This is a genomic window from Paenibacillus silvae, from assembly GCF_014639235.1.
In the GTDB taxonomy this organism is placed as follows: Bacteria; Bacillota; Bacilli; order Paenibacillales; family Paenibacillaceae; genus Paenibacillus; species Paenibacillus silvae.
The window spans coordinates 67,869-90,024 of record NZ_BMFU01000015.1 but is presented as its reverse complement, the minus strand read 5'-3'; the positions used below and the strand labels follow the sequence as shown (position 1 = coordinate 90,024).

Sequence of the window (22,156 nt, the reverse complement as noted above, 5' to 3'; positions counted from 1 at the left end):
ATCCTACAGCAGGCCTTACAACGATGGGAGCAACCTCCCTTGTCTACCCCTACATCTTTTTCCAAAGAAAATATTAAATCTACGCAGGTTCTAAAGTTAGCTCATCTGTAGAAAGTACATTAAAACAGAAGAGCGGGAAGTCATATATCACACGCAGGACGATGTTCTTTTTTTGTCACATGTTTGATAAGGCGGGGAGCTATGCTTCGCCGGATTGCTTTTACCGATCAAGAGAGGGGAACGATCCAGGTGGCTTTTGAAAAAGAAACGATGTTTTGGAACGATAAATTTGTTGGTAACGGTGATACCTTGACACGTCTGCCCTATACCAAAGCTCCAAGCTCGTTGGTGCCCATGATGACAACCGTCAGCGGTTCACTGTCCAAGGAGACGGCGCAGCGTATACAGCAGATGAGCAAAGGTGCTCCACTAGCCATGTTTATGATTTTACTCGCAGGTGTTCAATCGCTCCTACATAAATATACAGGCACTTCTGATATTTTGGTCGGCATGCCAGTTGTACGGAAAAAGGAGGAGACGCGGCGGCCTGTTAATCATACAGTCATTTTGAAGAACTCACTTTCGGCTGGTGCGACTTTCAAAACACTTCTGGGTGAGCTGAGAAATTCCTTGCCGGAAGCGATAAAACATCAGCATATTCCATTCTTGAAAATGACGGAGAATCTGGACCTGCAATACGTTGACGGGATACCCGTCATTCATACACTCGTTTCGCTAAAGGAACTGCATATGTATGAAACCGAGCACAGTGTGGTTACGGATTGTTTCTTTGAATTCAGCTTGAGTGCTGGCACCATTCAGCTGGCGCTGTCATATAACAAGCACTTGTATGAATCCGATTTTATGAACCGGGTTGTTGGTCATCTGGATCGCTTGTTGTCCGTGGGTCTCCACGAGTTGGATCTGGAGATTATGCGGGCAGATATGCTGTCGAAGGAAGAGAAATTTCAATTGCTGCAAGTTTTTAACGATACAGACAAAGAGTATGCCCATGATCAGACCATTCATCAACTCATAGAGGAACAGGTGGAGCGTGTACCTGAAGCGACGGCTGTTGTTTATGAGGGGAAGCGGCTTACCTACGCTGAGCTGAACGAACGTGCTAACCGGCTGGCGTGCACGCTGCGATCTCTCGGGGTACAGCACAATCAGCTCGTTGGCTTAATGGTCAGAAGATCGCTGGAAATGGTTGTTGGTATTCTAGCGGTTCTGAAAGCCGGGGGGGCTTATGTGCCGATCGATCCCGAATACCCGGAGGAACGCATCCGCTACATTTTGGAGAACTCAAATGCTCAGCTGCTGCTGACTCAAAGAGAACTGCTGTCTCAGGTGCCGTTCGAAGGTAAGGTGCTGGCGCTGGATGAAGAGCAGGCCTATAGCGGAGATGGCTCCAATCTGAAGCCGGTTAGTGGTCCGAATGATCTTGCTTATGTTATTTATACATCAGGTACAACGGGCAAACCGAAAGGAGTTATGCTGGAGCATTGCGGTTTGGTCAGTTTGAAATCGATGTTTGCAGACCGGCTGGGGATCAATCAGGATGACCGAATCGTTCAATTCGCGAGCCTGTCGTTTGATGCTTCCTGCTGGGAAATGTTCAAAGCGCTCTATTTTGGCGCAACTTTGTACATCCCGAATGCCGAGACAATTCTTGACAACCACCTGTTCGAAAATTATATGAACGAACATGCAATTACGGCTGCGATCTTGCCTCCGACCTACAGTGCGTATTTAAATCCGGAAAGAATTCCGAGTTTAAACAAGCTTGTAACGGGGGGCTCCGCGGTATCGGCCGAATTTGTGCAGCAATGGAAGGAGAAGGTCCGTTATTTTAATGCGTACGGTCCAACCGAAGCCTCAATTGTTACGACACTTTGGGATGCGAGTGAGCATCAGTCAGAGCGAAGATTCATTCCAATCGGGCGACCACTGGATAATCACCGGATTTTTATTTTGAATGCTCACCTTCAGCTTGTGCCTCCAGGAGTGGAAGGCGAGCTCTGCGTGGCGGGCGTAGGGCTTGCGAGAGGGTATCTGAATCAACCGGAGCTGACAGCCGAGAAGTTTGTCGAGCATCCGTTTGCGCCGGGAGAACGCCTCTACCGAACAGGCGACCTTGCCCGCTGGCTGCCGGACGGAAACATAGAGTATCTGGGCCGAATTGACCATCAGGTAAAAATTCGCGGGTTTCGAATCGAGATCGGTGAGATTGAAGAGCAGCTTCTGAATATAGAAGCTGTGCAGGAGACAATTGTACTTGCACGGGAAGGAAAAAGCGGGCAAGAGCTGTGTGCCTACTTGGTCGCAAGCCATCCGCTGGCGCTCGGTGAGCTGAGAAGTGCGCTGGCGCAAACATTGCCGAATTATATGATTCCAGCACATGTTGTTCAGCTTCCGCGTATGCCACTTACGCCGAACGGCAAAATCGACCGCAAGGCATTACCAGCCCCGGAAGGAATTGCGTTGACAGGCAATGCCTACGTGGCACCCCGCAATGAAGCGGAGCAGACACTTGCTGATGTGTGGAAGGCGGTATTAAACGCCGATCGCGTGGGAGTAACGGATCATTTCTTCGAACTGGGCGGAGATTCGATCAAGTCCATTCAAGTATCTTCGCGGCTTCATCAGGCGGGATACAAGCTGGAAATCAGGGATTTGTTCAAATATCCGACCATTGCACAGCTTAGTCTGCATGTGAAACCGACCGGACGTACGATCCATCAAGGTGAAATCACAGGTGATATGTCACTGGTTCCGATTCAGCGGTGGTTTTTCGAGAGCGTGTTTGCCGACCCGCATCATTTTAACCAATCGGTAATGCTTTACCGCAAGGAAGGCTTTGATGAAGAGGCAGTGCGTCAGGTGCTGCAGAAGCTGACCGAGCATCATGATGCCTTGCGATTGGTATTCCGCCAAACGGAACAAGGATTCAGCGCGCGGACTCGTGCAATTCAGGAAGGCAGTCTGTTCACGCTGGACATGTTCAACTTCATGGAAGCAGAGAATCCGATGCAAGCTGTGGAAACGAAGGCAACGCATATCCAGGCAGGCATTCATCTGGAGAGCGGTCCTCTGGTAAAAGCGGGATTGTTCCGATGTGCTGATGGCGATCATCTGCTGCTTGCGGTTCATCATGCGGTGGTGGACGGTGTGTCCTGGCGTATCTTAATGGAAGATTTCGCTCTGGGGTATGAACAAGCTGGAAAAGGAGAGGAGATTCGTTTTCCAGCAAAGACGGATGCGTACTACACCTGGTCCGAGCAGCTGACCGCTTATGCGCAAAGTTCTGAGATGAAGAAGGAACGCGACTATTGGCAGGCGGTGGAGAACATCGAAGTTCCCCACATACCTAAGGATATGGAAGCGGAAGTTACAACGCAGCAGGATAGCGAATCCCTGTTCATCTGTTTGACTTGCGAAGAAACAGAACTTCTGCTGAAACGGGTACACCGGGCCTACAATACCGAAATGAACGATGTTTTGGTTACGGCGCTTGGTATAGCCATACGCAAATGGACTGGACACGAAAGGGTGCGAATTAATCTTGAAGGGCACGGACGTGAATCGATCGGAACAGATATCGATATTACGCGTACAGTTGGCTGGTTTACGACCAAGTTTCCTGTTGTCCTGGAGCCAGAAATTTGCGGGGATTTGGCTCAGCAGATTAAACAGGTTAAGGAAAGCTTGCGCGGTGTTCCGAACAAGGGGCTGGGGTACGGGGTATGCCGTTATCTATCTAATTCCGAGGATGGTTTCGTTTGGGGTGCGGAGCCGGAAATTAATTTTAACTACCTTGGTCAATTCGAAGATGAATTCAGCCAAGATGAAATTGGTATATCTTCCTATTCCAGTGGCAGCCCGGTAAGCAACCGACAGGCCCGCAGCTTTGTGCTGGATATTAACGGTATGGTGCTGGACGGTGCTTTGTCACTTGATCTCAGTTATAGCCGGAAGCAGTATCGTAAGGAAACGATGGAAGCTTTCGCCTTGCGACTTCAGCAAAGTTTACAAGAGCTTATCGCCCACTGTGCAAGCAAGGATAATACGGAATTGACACCAAGTGACGTGCAATATAAAGGTTTGACGATTGCCGAATTGGAGCGCATTGCACATCTTTCGGGCCATCTGGGGGAGATCGAAAATATTTACTCACTTACACCTATGCAGAAGGGGATGTGGTTCCACAGCGCACTTGACCGGCAAACGGCAGCTTATTTTGAGCAGACTCGGTTTACGATGCGGGGGGCGCTCGACGTACAGCTTTTCGAGAAGAGCTGGAAGGAGCTTGCGAAACGACATCTGGTGCTGCGTGCAAATTATGTGAAAGGACCCGCGGGTGAGCCGCTGCAAATCATATATCGGGATAAGCCAGCCGGCTTTGAATATGAGGAGCTGCTTCATCTGGAGGAGGACGAAAAGCAGGCGTACTTGGATAAAAAGGCCGAGGAAGACAAGCTTCGCGGCTTTGATCTGGAACATGACGCACTCGTACGATTCACGATTATGCGCACCGATGAGCAAAGCTACCATGTGCTGTGGAGTTTCCAGCATATTTTGATGGATGGATGGTGCCTGGCTCAACTGACACAGGAGCTATTTGAGATATACTCGTCCTTGACCTCCGGCAAGCAACCAGTTGGAGACAAAGGTTCGGATTATGGTGCTTATATTGAATGGTTGGAAAAGCAGGACGCTCAGGCGGCAGCCAGCTACTGGACGGCATTTCTCGAAGGATATGAAGGGCAAACGGTACTCCCGGGGCAAAGGGAAGTGGCACCGGACGACCGGTTTACGGCAGATCACGTCATCGCCGAGCTTGGCAAGGCATTGAGCGAACGGATGGACAGGGTGGCAAAAGAGCGTCTGGTTACGGTCAATACGCTGCTGCAAGCTGTTTGGGGTGTGATGCTGCAAAAATATAACGGAACAAACGATGCTGTGTTCGGCAGCGTTGTGGCCGGAAGGCCGGCGGAAATTCCGGGTATTGAGTCCATGATCGGGCTGTTCATCAATACGGTCCCGGTTCGCGTCACGAGCACAGCGGATACCGTGTTCGCCGACCTGATGGCGAAGCTCCAGGAACGGTCGCTGGAGCTCGGACAGTATGCTTATTATCCGCTGTATGAGATTCAAGCTCTCAGCATGCCAAAGCAGAACCTGATCAATCATATCTTCGCTTTTGAGAACTACCCGGTGGATGAGCAGATGGAGCAGGCGGGTGACCAGCAGCATGGCGATTTGACGATTACTGATGTTCAGATGGAGGAGCAGACCAACTATAACTTCAACGTGACGGTGGTACCGGGAGATGATATCGAAATTCGGTTTGATTTTAATGCCGAAGTGTTTGATAAAGATAGCGTTGAGCGGCTCAAACGGCATTTTGTGCATCTGCTGGAACAGGTGACGAATAACCCGGAAATCACCGTGGGTGAGCTGGAACTTGTAACCGAAGTTGAAAAGCTGGACCTTCTCGAACGTTTTAACGATACGACTACGGAATTTCCGCGCGGGAAGACGCTTATTGAATTGTTTGAAGAACAGGCGTGGCGAATTCCGAATGCAGCTGCCATTTCCTTGGATGAGCAGCAACTGAGCTACCGGGCACTGAACGAACGTGTCAATAGCCTTGCACGAACTTTGCGTGGCTATGGAATATGCAAAGGTCAGTTGGTTGCCATTATGGCTGAACGTTCCATTGAAATGGTGGTTGGCATGCTGGCTATACACAAAGCTGGAGCGGCTTATGTACCGATTGACCCTGAGTATCCCGAAGAGCGTATCCGTTTCCTGATTGAAGATTCGGGGGCGCAGGTCATGCTGACACAAACCCACCTGCGTGAACGGCTGGCGAATTCATGTGCTGGCTTACATTCGGTGATTTTAGTGGATGACGCCTCCTTCTATCACCACGACGGTACTGATTTAAGTCCGGGTACTGAAGCGACAGACCTGGCTTGTATCATCTATACGTCAGGCACGACCGGCAAGCCCAAAGGCAACCTTGTTTCGCACCGTAACATCGTGCGGATCGTGAGAAATACGAATTATATCGACATTACCGAGCGGGATCATGTCCTCCAGCTTTCGAGTTATTCATTCGACGGAGCGATTTTCGATATTTTTGGCGCTTTGACAAATGGGGCAAGGCTGGTGCTGGTCCCCCGGGAGACGTTGCTGGAAATCGGCCAGCTGGCGGATCTCATCAAACGTGAAAGCATCTCGGTCATGCTGATCACGACGGCTTTTTTCAACGTGCTTGTAGATGTGAATGTCGATTGCCTGCTGAATGTCCGGGCGATTTTATTCGGTGGGGAGCGCGTGTCGGTTGGTCATGTGCGCAGAGCGCTTGCACATCTCGGACCGGGCAGGCTCAATCATCTGTACGGCCCATCGGAAAGCACGGTGTATACCACGTATTTTCCGGTTGACTTCGTGGACGAGTCGGCGGTTACCGTACCTATCGGACGGCCGATAAGTAATACGACGGTGTATATCGTCGACAGCCAAAATCATCTTTTGCCGATCGGTGTGGCCGGGGAGTTATGCGTCGGAGGAGAAGGCCTGGTGCAGGGTTACAACAACCGGCCGGAGCTGACGGCGGAGAAATTTGTCGACAATCCATTTGTGCCGGGAGAGCGCATGTACCGGACAGGGGACTTGGCGAAATGGCTGCCGGACGGAACGATTGAATACGTGGGACGAACGGACGACCAGGTGAAAATTCGCGGCTTCCGCATTGAGCTGGGGGAGATAGAAGCTCAGCTGCAGAAAGTGGAAGGAATTCGGAAAACAACAGTATTCGCTCATGAAAATACCTCTGGTGAGAAGCAGCTTTGCGCTTATTATGAAGCAGACCTTGAGCTTTCGGCAGCCGAGCTGAAGAGTGTGCTCTCTCAGGAACTGCCAGCATATATGATCCCGACATACCTGATTCAGTTAGATCGGCTCCCATTGACGACAAACGGCAAGGTTGACCGGCAATCGCTTCCTGCACCTGAGGAAAGTTTACAGCCGGGTGAAGAGCGCACGCTGCCTCGGAATGCAATGGAGGAAATTCTGGTCGGGATTTGGAAAAGTGTGCTGGGATTGCAGTACATCGGCGTTCATGACAACTTCTTTGACCTGGGCGGTCATTCTCTGAGGGCGACGACACTGGTGAGCAAGGTGCATCAGGAATTGAATGTTGAGCTGCCTCTGCGCGATGTGTTCCGCTACTCTACGATTGAAGATATGGCTATTGCTGTCTCCCGGATCGGGAAGCAATCCTTCTCGTCGATTCCGCTGGCAGGTGAGAGGCAGCATTATCCGCTTTCTTCAGCGCAGAAGCGACTGTTTATTCTGAATCAGCTGGAAGGAGCCGATCAGAGCTATAACATGCCGGGTGTGCTGCTGCTGGAAGGAACGATTGACCATAGTTTACTGGAAAATGCTTTCCGGGGACTGATCTCAAGGCATGAAACGCTGCGGACGGGCTTTGAGATTGTACAAGGCGAGGCTATGCAGCGCATATACGAAGACGTTGATTTTGCAATCGAGTGCCGTCATGCAAACGAAGGAGAAGAGTCTGAGATTATAGCAGCGTTTATTCGGCCTTTCGACTTGGCAAAGCCTCCGCTCTTGCGTGCAGAGCTCGTGGAGCTTGCAGCCGAACGTTACTTGCTGATGTTCGACATGCACCATATCGTGTCTGATGGGGTTTCGATGGATGTGTTCGTCAATGAACTTGTTCGTCTATACGGCGGGGAGTTATTAGAACCGTTGCGTATTCAATACAAGGATTATGCGGTGTGGCAGCAGTCGGATGAGCAGAAGTCACAGTTGAAACGCGAGGAAACGTACTGGCTGGACCGTTACCGGGGTGAACTTCCGGTTCTGGAGATGCCTACGGATTATTCACGTCCTGCCGTGCAGAGTTTTGAGGGACAGACGCTGACGTTCTTCGTAGATGGAGCAACGAATGAAGGACTGAAGCAGTTGGCGAATCAAACAGGAACAACGCTGTATATGGTGCTGCTTGCCGCATATACCGTGCTTTTGCATAAATACACAGGTCAGGATGATCTAATTGTAGGCACATCCATTGCGGGCAGAACACATGTTGAAACGCAGCCTTTAATCGGAATGTTTGTTAATACGCTGGCGCTTCGTAATAACCTTTCTTCGGAGAAAACGTTCCTGTCGTATCTGGAAGAAGTGAAGGAAACAACCTTAGGCGCCTATGAGCATCAGAATTATCCGTTTGAAGAGCTTGTTGATCAGGTACAGGTTAGCCGGGATTTGAGCCGAAATCCGCTATTTGACACGATGTTCTCCCTGCAGAATCTGGAGGAGACAGCATTGGATCTGGAGGGGCTGAAATGGTCCCCGTACCCTAGCGAATACGGCATGGCAAAATTTGACCTGAGTATAGATGTGGCGGAAGAAGATGGCGGCCTGGAGTGCAGCTTTGAATATGCAACAGCTCTTTATAAAGAAAGTACGATCCGGCGGCTGGCGAGTCATTTTGGGCAATTGCTCAAAGCGATTGTAAGTCATCCCGGTGAGAAAATTGCTGAGCTGAACCTGCTGACGGAAGCGGAAAAAGAAGAGGTGATCAGCGCATTTAACCCGGCGCAGGCGGAAGCAGCTCCTGTGGCAGCATTCCACAGGCTGTTCGAGATACAGGCGGAACGCACGCCGGAGGCAGAAGCTGTTGTGTATGAGAATGACCGCCTGACGTATGCGGAGCTGAATGTGCGGGCGAACCGTCTTGCGGCGACACTGCGCACCAGCGGCATCGGCCGGGAGTCGATCGTTGGCATTCTTGCCGAGCGCTCGGTGGATCTGCTAATAGCGGTGCTGGCTGTCTGGAAAGCAGGCGGGGCATATGTTCCACTGGACCCGGATTATCCGGCAGATCGCATACGCTTCATGCTGGAGGACAGCGGGGCGAAGGTGCTGCTGACGCAAACACTGCTGCGCGAGCGTGCCGAAGCCTGGATCAGCGAAGAGCAGCTGGCACTGGCGACAGTGCTGTACCTCGATGATGAAGCGGCGTACAGCGAGCAGCAAACGAATGCGCCGATGTTGGGCTTTGACCAAGACTCCAGCCTGGTCTCTGGCATGGACAGCTTCCATGAAGCTCGTCCAGAGGACTTGGCGTATGTGATCTACACGTCGGGAACCACCGGCAAGCCGAAGGGTGTGATGATCGAGCATCGGAGCCTGGTCAATACAGCGGCAGGCTATCGACGGGAATACCGATTGGATCAGTTCCCGGTGCGGTTGATGCAGCTCGCAAGCTTCTCATTTGACGTGTTTGTGGGTGATATTGCACGCACGCTGTACAACGGCGGCACGATGGTAATTGTGCCTAAGGACGACCGGATTGATCCATCCCGTCTGCACCACTGGATGGAGCGGGAGCAGGTGACTATTTTCGAATCGACACCAGCATTGATTGTGCCGTTCATGCAGTATGTGTACGAGCAGAAGCTGGATATCCGCTCGATGGAGCTGCTGATCACAAGCTCGGATAGCTGCAGCGTTGCAGATTATCGCACCTTGCAGGAGCGGTTCGGCTCATCGTTCCGCATTATTAACGCCTACGGCGTGACCGAAGCGGCGATTGACTCCAGCTTCTATGACGAGCCGCTGACCCAGCTGCCGCAGACGGGCCATGTGCCGATTGGCAAAGCGTGGCTGAATGCGAGATTTTACATCGTGGATGCCCATCTGAATCCGGTACCTGTTGGCGTGCTGGGCGAGCTGGTGATTGGCGGCGCCGGTGTGGCACGTGGTTACTTGAACCGTGTGGAGCTGACGGCAGAGAAGTTTGTGGACAGTCCATTCGTCGCCGGGGAACGGCTATATCGCACAGGAGATTTAGCGCGGTGGATGGAGGACGGCAATGTAGACTTCATCGGTCGAATCGACAACCAGGCGAAAATCCGGGGCTACCGGATCGAAACGGGGGAAGTCGAAGCGAAGCTGCTGCAGGTGGCAGGTGTGCGTGAAGCAGTGGTGCTGGTTCGAAGTGATGCTAACGGGCAGAAGACGCTGTGCGCATATTACACGCCGGATGCCGAAACGGAATTGGCAGTGAATGATCTGCGCAGTGCGCTAGCACAGGAGCTGCCCGGTTACATGATCCCGTCCTACTTCGTGGAGCTTGAGCATTTGCCTTTGACACCGAACGGAAAGGTAGATCGAAAGGCACTGCCAGCACCGGAAGGAGAAGCAGGAAGTGGAACAGAGTACGTTGCACCGCGCAATAAGCTGGAAGCGAAGCTGGCTGCGATCTGGCAGGATGTGCTGGGGCATGTGAAGCAGATCGGGGTGTACGACAACTTCTTCGACATCGGCGGGCATTCCCTGCGGGCAACGACGCTGGTCAGCAAGATTCATAAAACGTTAAACGTGGATTTACCTCTGCGTGACGTGTTCCGCCATTCCACGATCGAGAGTATGGCGGCGGCCATTGCCCGTCTGGATCAACAGCAATTTGTTTCGATTCCGGTGGCAGAAGACCGGGAGGTGTACCCGCAATCTTTTGCCCAGAAACGTCTCTTTATCCTGAATCAGCTGGAGGGTGCGGAGCTTAGCTACAACATGCCGGAGGCGATGCTGCTGGAGGGTGCTTTGGACAAATCAAGGTTCGAAGAAACGTTCCGTAAGCTTGTGGCGCGGCATGAAATCTTGCGCACCGGGTTGGAAATGATGGATGGCGAAGCATCACAACGGGTTTACCAGAACGTGAATTTTGCGGTGGAGTTCTATCAAGTCGAAGAGCAAGAGGTCGAAGAGACAGTTCGTGGTTTCATTCGTCCGTTTGACATGGCGAAGCCTCCGCTGTTAAGGGTGGGTCTTGCCCAGCTTGCCCCGGAACGCCATATTCTGATGTATGACATGCATCATATTATTTCCGATGGCGTTTCGATGGAAATCTTCGTCGAGGAATTCGTTCGTTTGTATGGTGGGGAGCCATTGGAGCCGTTGCGCATTCAGTATAAAGACTATACCGTTTGGCAGCATTCGCCGAAGCAGCAGGAACGGCTTCAGCAGCAGGAGACGTATTGGCTGAGCAGGTTTGAAGGCGAGCTTCCAGTGCTGGAAATGCCGACCGACTATCCGCGTCCTGCTGTTCAGAGCTATGAAGGTCAGACGCTGGAGTTTTTCTTTGATGCTTCTAAAACAGAAGGTCTGAAGCAGCTGGCTTCGGAAACAGGCACGACACTGTTTATGGTGCTGCTTGCGGCGTATAACGTTCTTCTGCACAAATATTCCGGTCAGGAGGATGTAATCGTGGGTACGCCGATTGCCGGAAGGAACCATGAAGATGTGCAGCCATTGATCGGAATGTTCTTGAATACACTGGCAATCCGCAGTTATCCGGCATCGGTGAAGACCTTTCTGTCCTACCTGAACGAAGTCAAGGAAACAACTCTGCATGCCTTCGAGCATCAGAACTATCCGTTTGAACAATTGGTGGACAAGGTGCAGGTGACCCGTGATTTAAGCCGCAATCCACTCTTCGATACGATGTTTACGATGCAGAATACAGAGAACGAGGCATTTGAGCTGGAAGGGCTTCGCATGACGCCTTACCCGGGCCTGCTGGATACAGCGAAATTTGATATCAGCCTGGATGTGGGCGAGGAAAATGGCGGTTTGGATTACAGCTTCGAATATGCAACGGCTCTATATAAAAGGGAGACGATTGAACGGCTGGCGAAACATTATGAGCAGTTGCTCGTGACGATCGTAAGCCGTCCAGATGCTAAAATTGCTGAGCTTAGCCTGCTGACGGCGGAGGAAAAAGAAGAAATGATCAGCGCATTTAACCCGGCGCAGGCGGAAGCAGCTCCTGTGGCAGCATTCCACAGGCTGTTCGAGATACAGGCGGAACGCATGCCGGAGGCAGAAGCTGTTGTGTATGAGAATGACCGCCTGACGTATGCGGAGCTGAATGTGCGGGCGAACCGTCTGGCGGCGACACTGCGCACCAGCGGCATCGGCCGGGAGTCGATCGTTGGCATTCTTGCCGAGCGCTCGGTGGATCTGCTAATAGCGGTGCTGGCTGTCTGGAAAGCAGGCGGGGCATATGTTCCACTGGACCCGGATTATCCGGCAGACCGCGTGCGTTTCATGCTGGAGGACAGCGGGGCGAAGGTGCTGCTGACGCAAACGCCACTGCGCGAGCGTGCCGAAGCCTGGCTGGGTGAAGCGCAGCTGGCACTGGCGACCGTGCTGTACCTCGACGATGAAGCAGCGTACAGCGAGCAGCAAACGAATGCGCCGGTGTTGGGCTTTGACCAAAGCTCCCGTCTGGTTTCTGGCATGGACAGCTTCCATGAAGCTCGTCCAGGGGACTTGGCGTATGTGATCTACACGTCGGGAACCACTGGCAAGCCGAAGGGTGTGATGATCGAGCATCGGAGCCTGGTCAATACAGCGGCAGGCTACCGACGGGAGTACCGATTGGATCAGTTCCCGGTGCGGCTGATGCAGCTTGCGAGCTTCTCGTTTGACGTATTCGTGGGTGATATTGCACGATCGCTGTACAACGGGGGCACAATGGTCATCGTGCCTAAGGACGACCGGATTGATCCATCCCGTCTGCACCACTGGATAGAGCGGGAGCAGGTGACTATTTTCGAATCGACACCTGCATTGATTGTGCCGTTCATGCAGTACGTGTACGAGCAGAAGCTGGATATCTGCTCGATGGAGCTACTGATCACAAGCTCGGATAGCTGCAGCGTTGCAGATTATCGCACCTTGCAGGAGCGGTTCGGCTCAACATTCCGTATCATCAATGCCTACGGCGTGACGGAAGCCGCCATCGATTCTAGCTTCTATGACGAGCCGCTGAGCCAGCTGCCGCAGACGGGCCATGTGCCGATTGGCAAGGCCTGGCTGAATGCGAGATTCTACATCGTGGATGCGCATCTGAATCCGGTGCCCGTTGGGGTGCTGGGCGAGCTGGTGATTGGCGGTGTTGGTGTGGCGCGCGGTTACTTGAACCGTGCGGAGCTGACGGCAGAGAAGTTTGTGGATAGTCCCTTCTTCGCCGGGGAGCGGCTGTACCGCACAGGAGACCTGGCGCGGTGGATGGAGGACGGCAATGTGGACTTCATCGGTCGAATCGACAACCAGGCGAAAATCCGGGGCTACCGGATTGAGACGGGTGAGATCGAGTCGCAGCTGCTGCAGGTGGCAGGTGTTCGTGAAGCGGTGGTGCTGGTTCGAAGTGATGCGAACGGGCAGAAGGCGCTGTGCGCGTATTATACGCCGGATGCCGAAACGGAACTGGCAGTGAACGATCTGCGCAGTGCGCTAGCACAGGAGCTTCCAGGTTACATGATCCCGTCCTACTTCGTGGAGCTGGAGCATCTGCCTTTGACACCAAACGGAAAGGTGGATCGAAAGGCACTGCCAGCGACGGAAGGAGAAGCAGGAAGTGGAACGGAGTACGTTGCACCGCGCAATAAGCTGGAAGCGAAGCTGGCTGCGATCTGGCAGGATGTGCTGGGGCATGCGAAGCAGATCGGCGTGTACGACAACTTCTTCGACATTGGCGGGCATTCGCTGCGGGCGACGACGCTGGCAGGCAAGGTATTTAAGGAATTCAACGTCAATCTGCCGCTGCGTGATGTATTCCGTCATTCGACGATTGCGTCGATGGCGGAGGTGATGGCCCGGATGGAGCGGCAGGAGCATGAGGTCATACCTCAAGCGGAGGAGAGAGAATGCTACCCTCTGTCCTCTGCGCAGAAACGCCTGTTCATTCAACATACGCTGGATGGAGCGGATCAGCTGTACAACATGCCGGAGCTGGTGCAGATGGAAGGTCATTTTGATGTAGAGCGCTTTGAAGCCGCGATGCGGAAATTGATCATAAGGCATGAGTCGCTGCGCACCGGTTTTGAGATCGTGAAGGGTGAAGCGGTTCAGCGGATTTATTCACAGGTGGATTTTGCTGTCGAGCATCATCAGGCAGATCCAGAGGATGCGGCTCAGATTGAGCAGATCATTCGCAGCTTCGTTCGTCCGTTTGAGCTCGACAAGCCGCCACTGCTGCGAACCGGAGTCATCGAACTGGGGCCGGACCTGCATATTCTCCTTTTCGACATGCACCATATCGTGTCCGACGGAGTATCCATGGCAATTGTAATGGATGAATTCTCAAGTTTTTATGCAGGAGAAGAGCTGCCACCACTGCGCATTCAATACAAGGACTATGCTGTTTGGCAGCAGTCAAAAGCTCATCTGGAGCGAATCGGGCAGCAGGAAGCGTACTGGCTGCAAACCTTCGAAGGTGAGCTGCCAACGGCGGACCTGCCGACGGATTATGAACGGTCTGCAGTTCGTAGCTACCAAGGCGCGCATCTGGATTTCGACGTCGAAGCTGCTCTCTCTGCACGGCTGCGCGAACTGGCGGCCCAGCGCGAAAGCACGCTGTTCATGGTATTGCTTGCGGCTTATACGGTGCTGCTGTCCAAATATAGCGGTCATGAGGACTTAATTGTAGGCACGCCGGTGGCAGCAAGAACCAATACTGACTTGGAGCCGATCATCGGTATGTTTGTAAATACGCTGGCACTTCGCAATCGTCCGTCAGGTAACAAAACGTTCTTGTCCTACCTGGATGAAGTCAAGGAAACGGCACTTGGAGCCTTCGAAAATCAGGATTATCCATTCGAGGAACTTGTGGAGCGTTTGAATGTGAAGCGAGAGCCTGGCCGTTTCCCGTTGTTTGATGCTGTTTTTGACATGCAAAATATTGAAGAACGAGACGCCGAGCTGGAAGGAATCCGTCTGAAAAATTACGAGCTTGACCAATTGGAAGAAGCGAAGTTTGATCTGACTCTCTTTATTTATGAAAATAACGGGTCATTAAGCGGGGGGTTCTTCTACGCCACCAAGCTGTTCAAAGAAACGATGATTCGCACCCTGACCGAGGATTACCTGCGAATTCTGACTCAAATTGCGGAGAATCCACAACTTGAGTTGAGCCGCATCGAATGTCATAAACCGTCAGAAGGCGCAAAGCGTGTCGTCGACACGATCGAATTTGCTTTCTAATGTTTCCAGCGGAAGCGCGCTCTGCTGTGTCAAGCAAAGGCGGCGCGTCTCTCAGGGAAAACGGAAAACCACGTGCAAGCCCGTAAATCCGGCCCGTAAACGCGCAGGCCGAAGGCAATTTTCTTCGGACCTGCGTCAGGGCATGCGGTCACTTCATTTTTAGGGGAGGTACGAATGAAATCTTTATTTGAAAAGGAAGAACAGTACTGGAGTGGCAAATTCAACGCTGAGGACAGCCTGAGCTTTCTTCCCTACAGTCCCGCCTCCAACCTATCCGCGGGTGCTGAAGCAGCAACTGAACCAGCCTTGCTTCACCTTACTCTGCCGGGTGAGCTCTCAGAGAGAATCATTCGCCTCGGTAACGGTTCGGATATGGCGATGTACATGATTGTTTTGGCAGGAGTTAAAAGTCTGCTTTTTAAATATACCGGGCAGAAGCAGCTGTTAGTCGGCATGCCCTCTTATAGCCCGGACTCCGACGGGACTGCACCGCCGCATGACATCCTGATCATCAAAACGTCCGTGAGCCACCAGACGACGCTGAAAACGCTGCTGGGTGGCATCAAAGCCTCCATCGGTGAGGCGCTGGAGCATCAGCATCTGCCTTTTCGAAAAATGGTGGAGCCGCTCCATCTGGATTACACCGAAGAAGGTCTTCCAATGATTAACACGCTTGCATCCTTCGACCCGATTCATTCCGACTCGTTCCATCAATGGGTGTCAGCTGATACTGCTTTTCGCTTCAACCGACAAAACGACTCCATTGAGTTGGGAATAAGCTTTAATGAGCAGCGTTATGAGCGGGCATTTGTAGAACAGGTGGCCGATCATTTAGTTCGGCTCCTGTCCATGCTTTTATCTCAGCCGGATCTGGAGCTTGGACAAGTCGATGTACTTTCCCCTGAAGAGATGCAGACATTGCTCAACATTTTTAATGATACCGAAACCGGGTATGATCGGGGCCAAACCATTCACGGTTTGTTTGAAGAACAAGCGGAGCTTTATCCAAACAGCGTCGCCGTGGTCATGAATGAGCGGCAGCTGACCTACCGAGAACTGAACGAACGTTCCAATCGGTTGGCACGGAAGCTGCGGGAGACGGGAGTCGAAGCGGATCAACTGGTAGCCATTCTCGCTGAGCGCTCACTGGATATGGTTGTTGGCATTCTGGCAATTCTGAAAGCGGGTGGTGCCTACGTGCCTGTTGATCCCGACTACCCGCAGGAGCGTATCCGCTTCATGATCGAGGATTCGGGCGCACCGTTGCTGCTCATTCAAAAGCATTTGCACGAGAAAACAGACTTCGCAGGACCACGTCTCGAATTAAATGATTTTGTTAGGGAGGATAGCTGGACGAACCACTCGGCAGATGCCAGGGAAGCTTCAAATCTGGAGCCGATTTCCGGGCCGGGCAATCTGGCCTATGTGATCTACACGTCGGGAACTACGGGCAAACCGAAGGGTACGTTGATTGAGCATAAAAATGTCGTGCGTCTTCTGTTCAATGACAAAAACCTGTTCGACTTCGGTCCGTCCGATACGTGGACGTTGTTCCACTCGTTCTGTTTTGATTTCTCCGTCTGGGAGATGTACGGGGCACTGCTGTACGGAGGCAAGCTGGTGATCGTACCGCCGCTCACAGCGAAAAATCCAGCCGATTTCCTGGCGCTGCTGAGCCGGGAGCAGGTCACGATTTTGAACCAGACCCCCACGTACTTCTATCAGTTGCTCCGTAAGCTTCTGGTGGATCATCCGCACAATCTGACAATTCGGAGCGTCATCTTCGGGGGGGAAGCACTCAGTCCGCTGCTGCTCAAGGGATTCAAGACGAAGTATCCGGAGACCAAGCTGATCAATATGTATGGCATTACAGAGACGACGGTTCACGTAACGTATAAGGAAATTACATGGACCGAGATCGAAGCAGCGAAGAGTAATATCGGCAAGCCCATTCCAACGCTGCGTGTGTATGTGCTGGATGATAACCGCCGCCCTGTGCCAATCGGCGTAGCCGGAGAAATGTACATAGCCGGGGAAGGGCTGGCGAGAGGTTATTTGAACCGCCCGGATCTGACGGCGGAGAAGTTTGTGGATTCCCCGTTTGCAGAGGGGGAGAAGCTGTACCGTTCAGGTGACCTGGCGGCGTGGCTGCCGGATGGCAATATCGAATACCTGGGCCGAATCGACCATCAGGTGAAAATTCGCGGATATCGAATTGAGCTGGACGAGATCGAGACGCAGCTGCTCAAAATTGCGAATGTACAGGAAGCGAAGGTGCTCGATCGTGACGATACGAACGGTCATAAACAGCTTGTTGCTTATTATGTTGCGGAGACAAGGCTGATGGCGCATGAACTCAAGGAGCAGCTTGCCAGGAAGCTTCCCGGGTATATGATTCCTTCCCACTTTGTTCAGCTTTTGGAAATGCCGCTGACCCCGAACGGGAAAATCGACCGCCAAGCATTGCCTGCGCCCGAGGAAGCCGCGACTGGAGGAACAGAATATGTTGTACCGAGAACACTGCTCGAAATGAAGATTGCCCGAATCTGGCAGGATACCCTTGGCGTCCCGCAGGTCGGCGTAAAGGATAATTTTTTTGAGCTAGGTGGCAACTCAATAAGTCTGATGAGGCTTGTTCAAGCCGTTTACGATGAAACGGGCATGGAGATACCGCTTAACCGCCATCTCCATCATGTAACTGTTGAAGCTATGGCCTACGGAGAGGGGGATCTGGGTCTGAGCAAGGGTGGAGATTCTTTTATGAAGCTGAATAAAACAGGGGATCTAAACGTGTTCTGTTTTCCTCCGGGCAGCGGTTTTGGTATCGGTTACCGAGAACTCGCCAGCAGACTCGACGGACAGTTCTTGCTCTATGGCATTGATTTTATGGACGATACCACCGATTACACGGCAATGCTGAACCGTTATGTGGATGAAATGATTCGCATCCAGCCTGTAGGTCCCTACGTGCTGCTCGGCTACTGCTTCGGAGGCAACCTGACGTTTGAGGTAGCCAAAACGATGGAGGAGAGAGGGTATTGTGTATCAGATGTGATCATGGTGGATTCATGGATTAAGGACACCCTGACGCCTCCGGAAACGTCGAAGAAAGAGCTCGAAGAGATGCTGGCCGATTTCGACGAAGAAGAGAAGGAATTGATGAGCAACCCGCTTGTACGGGAACGCGTTCACCGCAAGGTCAGAGCAACCTTGGCGTACGAAGCACAGCTGAAGAATACAGGGACCATTACAGCCCGTATTTACGAGTTGATTGCAAAGGACAGTGAGGCGTTCCGCCGGGAGCACCAGCTGCCATCATGGCAGAGGGCTACAACAGAAGCTTACACCGATTACCGGCTGGAGGGTGCGCATGAGGCATTGCTTGAACTCACACATGTAGATGAAACGGTTCTGGTCATCCGGGACATTTTGCAGCGAATCAAGCAGCAGAACGAGGCGGCTATCGGGGTGCTGCATGGAAGCTGATCGGCAGCTGTCTGTTCAAGAGCAAGGGACGGAAGCGCCCTCCAAGCGGCAAACAGCTTACGCTACCTGGAAAGCGCTTCGCTGGCTAATTTCCTATGTAGGTCGTCACAAAGGTTTGATGATCGTTGGCACTTTATCCGCAATTGCCGCGGCCATCATTGAGATATGGACGGGAAGTCTGATTGAGCAGCTGACTACCCAGGCCGAGAAGGGAGCGGGTCCGGTCGTTCAGCAAATCGTATACACGGTTTTTGTGGTCATCCTGATCGGCGTGCCTGCGAAGTTTCTGATGAGCTTCGGTGTGGAGCGAAGCAGTGCCTCGGCGGTGCAGGATATCCGCAACGATGTCATGCGCCACATCGGCAAGCTTCCGGTCTCTTATTTGGAAAAGCAGCACTCGGGTGACATGTTGTCCCGGATCAACAACGATCTGCAGCTCATCCAGCAGTTTATGATTCGAGATCTCGCCCAGTGGTTCTATCATCCATTATTGTTTATCGGCTGCTTCGCTTATTTGATCTATCTCCAGTGGGAGCTGATGCTGTACAGCCTGCTGTTATTTCCGTTAGCACTGCTGGTCTCGCAATGGATCGGCAAGCAGCTGGAGCGTTTGACGGAGGAAGCACAGGCAAATATGGGCAGAATGAATGTCAATCTTCAGGATACGCTTGGCGGAATGCCTATCGTAAAAAGCTATCTGTTATCAGGCATTTTATCTCGTTCCTACCAAGTGCTGCTGCAATTGACAGCTCAAAAAAAGCTGGCTGTGAAAAAGCGGGAAGCCTGGGTTAACCCGCTGCTTTCCACGCTGATGATCAGTCCAATCATTTTTGCTGTCAGTTACGGGAGTTATTTGATCTACCAGGGGCAGCTGGGCGCGGGAGAACTGGTCGCCTTTCTGTATTTGCTGAATTTGTGTCTGGAGCCGCTGGAGCATATTCCGGAACTGATCACACGTACGTTCGAAATGGCGGGTGCTCTGAGAAGGGTATCCGAAATTGTGGAGCAGCCAACCGAAACGGAGAATGGCCGTTTGCTTTTGAAAGAAAACGCTGCGCCAATCGAGTTTCAGAATGTAACCTTCGGGTACGATGAGGGCTCCCCGATCCTGCGAAATGTCAGCTTCTCGGTGCCGGAAGGCAAGACCATCGCGCTTGTTGGAGCCAGCGGCGGGGGAAAGAGCACGGTGTTTAAGCTTGTATGCGGCTTTTATCCACTTGCGAAGGGGCAGGGAAATATCCGCGTGTTTGGCAGCCTGATCGAAGGAGCTGATCCGGAACAGCTGCGGTCACATTTTTCCGTCGTAACCCAGGATTCCTATTTGTTTAGCGGTACGATTGCCGAAAATATCGGCTATGGGCGGGAAGAAGCGTCTATGAACGAGATTATTGAAGCCGCGAAGGCAGCTCAGGCGCATTCCTTCATTATGCAGCTCGCGGACGGCTATCAGACGTATGTCGGAGAGCGTGGAGGTTTCTTATCCGGCGGGCAGCGTCAGCGTATAGCAATGGCTCGGGCTTTTCTGAAGGATGCAGCCGTTCTGCTGCTGGACGAGCCAACATCGGCCCTTGATCCGGAATCGGAAAGTGCAGTTCAGAAGGCACTTAACGTATTGATGAGACAGAGAACAACCATGGTTATTGCCCATCGGCTTTCTACAGTGCAGCATGCTGACGAAATTTGGGTGATGGAACAAGGACATATTGTGGAACAAGGAACGCATGAACAATTGCTGGAACTGAAGGGACTGTACGCCCAGTCCTATTATCAGGAATTTACCGAATCTGCCGAACACAGGGAGGTGGCGTACAGATGAGAAAGGGCAGATGGCTTTCACAAGTGAAAGAACTAGGCTACTTGTTGACGTTTATGAATCGCAAGCACAAAACCCAGTACGCCATTGGCTTGGCTGTAACGGCGCTCACCCAGACCTTGTTCCTGATTGCCTTCAGTCTGGTCGTACATAACCTGGTTGATTTTGCCGTATCCCGTGATACGTCCCTCATGGTGCAAGCCTTTGTTATTTTGGGGGTGGCCCTGTTTCTGGAAAATATCATATCCCCCTGGTTCATTTACTTATATCAACGCAGTGTTGAGCTAACGGTGTTACACATTCGTCAACGTCTTTATGACAAGCTGTGCCGGGTGCGGCCGAGGTTTTTGGAGCAGACACATCATGGTGACTTATTGTCGCGAGTGAACAATGATGTAACTACCGTTGAGTTTACATTTTCGCAGGTCTACTTTGTTTTGCTGCTTCAAATTGTTTTTTGCATCGGCTCCATTGTTTCCATGGTGTTAATTGATTGGCGGTTTGCAGGGGTGTCCTTCCTCATTTTGCTGCTGTCCTCTGCGGTTAGCCTGAAATTTGCACGGGATATTCGTACCTTGTCTGAACAAGGCTTGCAAACGCTCGGTAAAATGACCGAGAAATTCAAGGATTTTATGGGTGGCATTCAATTGGTGAAGCTGTTCCGCATACGCACGATATATAGCCAGTACGAGACGTTGAACGAACAGATGACGCAGACGCTAAGGAAAACGGCGCAGAAGAATGGTCTGCAAGCCGCAGTGAACCATTTTATAAGCTACGTCACGTTTTGTGGAATCATTGTCATCGGCAGTCTTCTATATGCTTACGGGCTCATGGGGATGGGAAGTGTCGCGGCGCTGGCAGTGCTGCAAGTGAATCTAACGCATGCTTTGTTGAACCTGGGCCTGGTGCTGTCCATGACCCAAAATTCGCTCGCTGGCGCTCACCGGATACAAGAAGTACTGGAACAGGAAGAAGAGCCCGAGCGTCTGGGTTCCATTCACAGCAAACATGAGTCGAAGGCTGCGGTGGAGTTTCGTGAGGTGCAATTTTCCTATCAGGCGAACCAAAAGGTGCTCGTTGACCTGTCCATGAAGGTGTTTCCTGGTCAGGTTGCTGCGATTGTGGGGGCCAGCGGCAGCGGCAAAAGTACGCTGATCAAGCTGCTGCTTGGCTTTTATCCTGTAGAAAGCGGGGAAATTCTGCTCCAAGGTAAACCGTTTGGCCATTACACGTTGAATGACATTCGCAAGCAGATTGCATACGTTCCGCAGGAGCCATTTTTGTTTACGGGTACGATTGAGGAAAATATTCGCTACGGCAAGCCGGAAGCGACGGCTGAAGAAGTGATCGAAGCAGCCAAAGCGGCGTATGCTCATCATTTTATCCAGGAGCTTCCTGAACAGTATAAAACGCCAGTGGGAGAGAGGGGAGCCTCATTATCAGGGGGACAAAGGCAGCGAATTGCCATCGCCCGGGCGATACTCAAGGATGCTCCGATTCTGCTGCTGGACGAAGCAACCTCTGCATTGGATAACGAATCCCAGCATTGGGTACAGCAGGCCCTGAACCGATTGATGAAGGGGCGCACCACAATTCTGATTGCTCACCGCCTCAGCACTGTCGAACAGGCGGATTGGATTACTGTTATGAATCAGGGCAAGGTAGTCGAGCGTGGCCTTCATCAGGATTTGCTGGCGCTTGGGGGGTACTATGCTCGGTTGTATGGCTAAACTGGCTTGACGGCGGGTAGCTTCCGGCTGA

At 52.1% G+C, this 22,156-nt stretch carries 4 protein-coding genes; all 4 read left to right on the top strand.

Translation table 11 applies throughout. The features are described from left to right. Positions 1-201: 201 nt before the first annotated feature. The 4 genes from IEW26_RS26905 (at position 202) to IEW26_RS26890 (ending at position 22,125) form a co-directional block, all read left to right on the top strand. Positions 202-15,093: a non-ribosomal peptide synthetase gene (locus IEW26_RS26905; protein ID WP_188594632.1), complete on the top strand. Its 14,892-nt coding sequence runs from the start codon at positions 202-204 to the stop codon at positions 15,091-15,093. 174 nt (positions 15,094-15,267) lie between these two features. Then, on the top strand, positions 15,268-18,579 hold the full coding sequence (locus tag IEW26_RS26900; protein WP_188594631.1) for a non-ribosomal peptide synthetase: 3,312 nt from the start codon (positions 15,268-15,270) through the stop codon (positions 18,577-18,579). After that, on the top strand, positions 18,569-20,395 hold the full coding sequence (locus tag IEW26_RS26895) for an ABC transporter ATP-binding protein (RefSeq protein WP_188594630.1): 1,827 nt from the start codon (positions 18,569-18,571) through the stop codon (positions 20,393-20,395). The genes IEW26_RS26900 and IEW26_RS26895 overlap by 11 nt, the downstream gene beginning before the upstream one ends. Beyond that, complete coding sequence (locus IEW26_RS26890; protein ID WP_188594629.1) at positions 20,392-22,125, top strand: ABC transporter ATP-binding protein; 1,734 nt, start codon at positions 20,392-20,394, stop codon at positions 22,123-22,125. The genes IEW26_RS26895 and IEW26_RS26890 overlap by 4 nt, the downstream gene beginning before the upstream one ends. Positions 22,126-22,156: the final 31 nt, after the last annotated feature.